General features: G+C 71.3%; 4 protein-coding genes. 2 read left to right on the forward strand and 2 right to left on the reverse strand.

Translation table 11 applies throughout. The features are described from left to right. Positions 1-122 precede the first annotated feature (122 nt). Complete coding sequence (locus tag DI573_RS13635; protein ID WP_292815395.1) at positions 123-1,889, forward strand: proline--tRNA ligase; 1,767 nt, start codon at positions 123-125, stop codon at positions 1,887-1,889. 118 nt (positions 1,890-2,007) lie between these two features. Then, on the forward strand, positions 2,008-3,837 hold the full coding sequence (locus DI573_RS13640) for a lipase family protein (RefSeq protein WP_292815397.1): 1,830 nt from the start codon (positions 2,008-2,010) through the stop codon (positions 3,835-3,837). 1 nt (position 3,838) lies between these two features. Here DI573_RS13640 and DI573_RS13645 read toward each other — a convergent pair whose 3' ends face one another. Together DI573_RS13645 and DI573_RS13650 are read right to left on the reverse strand one after the other, a co-directional pair. Continuing rightward, a complete protein-coding gene (locus DI573_RS13645) occupies positions 3,839-4,654 on the reverse strand; it encodes a DUF1206 domain-containing protein (RefSeq protein ID WP_292815400.1) in 816 nt (271 codons plus the stop codon). Further along, positions 4,651-5,186 (reverse strand): DUF1206 domain-containing protein (locus DI573_RS13650; protein ID WP_292815403.1); only part of this gene is annotated, 536 nt, incomplete at its 5' end. The genes DI573_RS13650 and DI573_RS13645, both read right to left, overlap by 4 nt.

Consider the following 5,186-nt stretch of genomic DNA (forward strand, 5'->3'; position numbering starts at 1 on the left):
GGCGAATCGGATAGCCGACGAGATGGGCCCCGACGCGGGCATCGGCACGGCGCAGGTCATCACGGCATAGACCGTCGCCGCACGAGCGGGCGAGCGCATCCCGCGAACTAAGCTTGTCGATCGTGGTCACCCGTCTCTCGCACTATTTCCTCCGCACGCTCCGTGACGACCCCGCCGACGCCGAGGCCACGAGCCACCGGCTGCTCGTGCGCGCCGGCTACATCCGGCGGCAGGCGCCGGGGATCTTCGCGTGGCTGCCGCTGGGTCTTCGGGTCAAGGGCAAGATCGAGACGATCATCCGCGACGAGATGGCGAACGCCGGGGCGTACGAGGTGCACTTTCCTGCGCTGTTGCCGCGCGAGCCCTACGAGCAGACCGGTCGCTGGGAGGAGTACGGCGACGCGCTGTTCCGTCTGCAGGACCGCAAGGGAGCCGATTACCTGCTCGCCCCCACGCACGAAGAGGTCTTCACGCTGCTCGTGAAGGACCTGTACTCGTCGTACAAGGACCTGCCGCTGTCGATCTACCAGATCCAGGACAAGTACCGCGACGAAGCGCGTCCCCGCGCCGGTCTCTTGCGCGGTCGCGAGTTCACGATGAAGGACGCGTACTCCTTCGACTACACCGACGCCGGGCTCGACGCGAGCTATCAGGCGCAGCGCGACGCTTACGAGCGCATCTTCGCCCGGTTGGGCCTCGAGTACGTCATCGTGCAGGCGGATGCCGGGGCCATGGGCGGTTCGCGCAGCGAAGAGTTCCTGCACCCCACACCCGTGGGAGAGGACACGTTCGTGCGTTCCGAGGGCGGCTACGCGGCCAACGTCGAGGCGTTCACGACCCTCGCGCCCGAGGCGATCCCGTTCGACGGACTGCCCGAGCCCGTCGTCTTCGACTCGCCCGACACTCCGACGATCGCCACGCTCGTCGACCACGCCAACGCGCATCTCGAAGCGCCTGCCGAGGGAAGATGGACCGCCGCGCACACGCTGAAGAACGTCGTGCTCGCCCTCGCCCACCTCGACGGAACCCGCGAGCTCGTCGTCGTCGGGCTACCCGGCGACCGGGACGTGGACGACAAGCGCGTCGAGGTCGCCTTCGCGCCCGCGACGGTCGAGGCCGCGACACCCGAGGACTTCGAGCGGCACCCGCTGCTGGTCAAGGGCTACATCGGGCCGTGGTCGCCGCAGGGAGCGGTGCTCGGCAGCGAATCGGCCACCGGCATCCGCTACGTCCTGGACCCGCGCGTCGTCGACGGCACGGCCTGGATCACCGGGGCGAACGCCCACGAGAAGCACGTGCACTCCCTCGTCGCAGGCCGTGACTTCAGCGCCGACGGATACGTCGAGGTCGCGACCGTGCGCGAGGGCGATCCCGCCCCCGACGGTTCCGGCCCCGTGACGCTCGCCCGCGGAATGGAGATCGGGCACGTGTTCCAGCTCGGGCGCAAGTACGCCGAGGCGCTGGGACTGAAGGTGCTCGACGAGAACGGCAAGCTCGTCACCGTGACGATGGGCTCGTACGGCATCGGCGTCACCCGCATCCTCGCGAACATCGCGGAGCTGAACAACGACGAGCGAGGGCTGGTCTGGCCGGCCTCTGTCGCGCCTTTCGACGTGCACGTCGTCGCCACGGGTCGGGATGCTGTCGCTTTCGATCTTGCCGAGACGGTGAGCGCCCGTCTCGAGACCGCGGGACTGGATGTGCTGTTCGATGACCGGCCGAAGGTCTCGCCCGGGGTGAAGTTCGGCGACGCCGAGCTGATCGGCGTGCCGCGGATCCTCATCGTCGGGCGCGGTGCGGCGGATGGACAGGTGGAGCTGTGGGACCGTCGCACCGGCGAGCGCGAGACGCTTGCCGCCGATGATGCGCTCGCTCGACTGACGCCCTGACCACGCGCCGCCCTGACCGCGCGCGACGCCTTGGCCGGCAACGCGCCGCTGACCGCGCGCCGCGCCCTGAGCCTGTCGAAGGGCGCCTCGTGCGCATGCCCGATCTAGCATGGAGCGGGTGACCGATCACCGCCCGCCCCGCGCGACCGCGCGCCGCCGCGGCGGTGTGCGCGGGCTCGTCGGCACCGCGCCGGCATGGGTGGGCATCGTCGTCGGCATCGCGCTCGTGGTGCTGGGCGTGTTCATCGTCACGCGGCCGCTGACCTCGCTGTGGGTGCTCGCGATCTACGTCGGTGTGAGCGCGATCGCCTCGGGTGTGATGGAGGTCGTCGTCCCGCGCGACGTGCCCCGGCGCTGGTCGATCGCGATGGCGGTGCTCTGGATCGCAGGCGGTGGCCTGATCCTGGTGTGGCTCGGCCGCAATCTCGATCTGCTGCCGGAGCTGATCGCCGTGCTCCTCGTCGTGGGCGGCGTCAGTGCGCTTGCGGGTCTCTTCCGCGGGCGGATCAGCGAGCGCGTGCTGGCCGGGGCGTCGGGCATCGCGCAGGTGGTGTTCGGGCTTCTCGCCCTGCTCTGGCCCGATGTCACCCTGCTCGTGGTCGCGGTAGCCTTCGGGCTGCGCACGATCGTGCTGGGGGCGGGGCTGACGTGGCGGGCCGCACGGCGGTTCCGCGGGATGCCCGAAAGGCTCGGCACCGCGCCGGGTGACCGGCGCGGCCGGGTCGCGGCGGCGGCGGGTCGATACGTCCTCGCGCTCGTGCTGCTGGGACTCGCCGCGGGGTCTTGGGGCGTGAGCACCTGGCTCGCCGAGGGTGCACCCGTCGTCGACGCCTTCTACGATCCTCCCGACGAGCCCCCGAGCCCTCCGGGCACGCTTCTTCGCGAGGGGCCGTACACCGGCCGCATCCCCGCGGATGCCGAGGTGCGGCGCATCCTGTACAGCACGACCGACTCTCTCGGCCGGCGGGCCGTCGCGAGCGGACTCGTCATCTCGCCCGCCGACATGCCGCCCGGACCCCGGCCGGTGATCGTCTGGAATCACGGCACGACGGGCGTCGCGCGCGGATGCGCGCCGAGCCTGGCGGATGCCTCGGCGACGCGCTGGGCGATACCCGATGTCGACGAGGCGCTGGCGCGGGGGTGGGTGGTGGTGGCGACGGACTACACCGGACAGGGTGCGGCGGGAGTCTTTCCGTACCTGATCGGCGAGGGCGAGGCGCGATCCGCTCTGGACGCCGTCCGTGCGGCCGAGGATGTGCCGGGCATGTGGCTCTCGCCCGGCATCGTCGCCTGGGGGCATTCGCAGGGCGGACACGCGGCCCTGTGGACGGCGCAGGTCGCCCCGGAATACGCTCCCGAGCTCCGCGTGCTCGGCACGGTGGCCCTGTCTCCGGCCGCCGACCCCCTTGCGCTGGCGGACGAGCTCGCTCGCGATCAGGACTCCGCGATGCTGTCGGTGCTGATCTCGTGGGTGCTCGTGCCGTACGCCGACACCTACCCTGATGTGGTGGTCGACGACTACGTCGCATCCGGTGGACGCTCGATCGTGCGAGAGATGACGCAGCGCTGCCCGACCGAGCCGGGTGTGATCGTCTCGGTGCTCGCCGCGCTGGGCGTCTCGGCCGATCGGCCGCTGTACGACGCCGACCTGGGCGCGGGCGCGCTGGGGGAGCGGCTCGCGCAGAACGCCGCCGTGGGGCCGTGGCCCTCTCCCGTGCTGCTGGCCTGGGGCGGGAAGGACGAGGTCATCCCGCCGCGTCTCTACGAGACGTATGTCGCGCAGCGGTGCGCGGAGGGCGCCGCGCTCCAGGTGCGGGTGCTGGAGCCCTCAGATCACACGGGTGTCATGCTGCCCGGGTCGGCGCTTCTTCCGACGATCATCCGTTGGACGCAGGCGCGGTTCGATGGCATTCCGGTGCCGATCGCGGCGAACGACTGCCCGGAGTGATTCAGAGGCGCGCGTACCGGGCGCGGAAGAAGCAGTAGATGCCGTAGGCGATGAACCCCGCACCGACCGCCGCGACGAGCCACGGACCGAACGGGAGGGTGATGAGGGAGGAGATGGCCTCATCGAATCCGCCCGCCGCGCCGGGGTCGACCGTCACCGCCGCGGTGATGACGAGGATCCCGACGATGACCAGCGCGATGCCCTTGGCGACGTAGCCGACCACCCCGAGCGCGGTGATGGCCCGGGCCGCGGTTCCGCCCGGCATCGTCAGCTTCTCGCGGAAGCTCCGCGTCGCGCCCTTGACGACGAACGCCCCGCCGACGATGACGATAGCGGCTCCGACGATTCCGAGGATGAAGGGCCCGCCGGGCATCGTCAGCACCGCGCCGCTCGCGCTCTGTGCGCTCTGGTCGCCGTCGGGTCGGGCGCCGAGGGCGACGGTGGCCGCGCTCACGCCCAGTGCGATGTACACGATCGCCTTGACCCATTCGCCGACGCGGCGCGCCCACCGCTTACGGACATCGTCTCCGTCGGCGAGCACGCCCTCGACCACGTACCAGAGCCCGAGGGCGACCAGGCCGGCCACGAGCACCCAGAGCACGACGAACCCCAGCGGGGCCTCGGCGATGGCGGTGAAGGCGCCCGACTGGTCGGACTCGCCGCTGCCGCCCGCCGCGATCGCCAGCACGATCGCACCGATGAGGATGTGCACCACGCCGTTCGCGGCGTACCCGGCGCGCGCCAGCATGCGAAAGGCGGGGTGGGATGCTGCCTTCCGGGCGGCTTTCTCCGCGGTGTCGGACGCGTCCTGGCTCATGATCCGAGGCTAGGCGACCGCGGCCAGAGTCGGGCGTATCGGGCGCGGAACACGTAGAAGACGGCGTAGGCGATGAAGCCCGCACCGATCAGTGCGACCAGCATCGGACCCAGAGTCAGCTGCAGCAGCGCGTGCAGGGCGCCATCCAGCGCGCCCGCCGAGCCGGCCTCGTTGCGCACTCCCGCCACGAGGAGCAGCACCGCGACCGCGACGAGAGCCACTCCTTTCGCGATGAACCCCGTGATGCCCAGGACATCGACGAGATGGCCGACAGCGCCATCCGGAACCGAGACCTGCGAGCGGTAGCTGCGCCGGACCCCCATCCAGACGAAGGACACGCCCGTGATGCCGACGCCGATCCCGACCGCCACGAGCACGAAGACACCGCCCGGCACCTGGAGCGCGCCCCGGCTGAGCTGCTCGGCCGCACGCTCGCTGCTGAGGCGGGCGCCCAGGGCGATCGCCGCCGCGATCCCGCCGAGGGCGGCGAAGACCACGCCCTGACCCCACTGCCCGATGCGGCGCCCCCATC

Origin of the sequence: Microbacterium sp. (genome assembly GCF_003248605.1) — a bacterium.
Classification (GTDB): Bacteria; Actinomycetota; Actinomycetes; order Actinomycetales; family Microbacteriaceae; genus Microbacterium.

What these genes read in the sequence shown, in the direction of transcription:
- DI573_RS13645 (WP_292815400.1), bottom strand. Translation starts at nt 4,654, where the DNA reads ATGAGCCAGGACGCGTCCGACACCGCGGAGAAAGCCGCCCGGAAGGCA.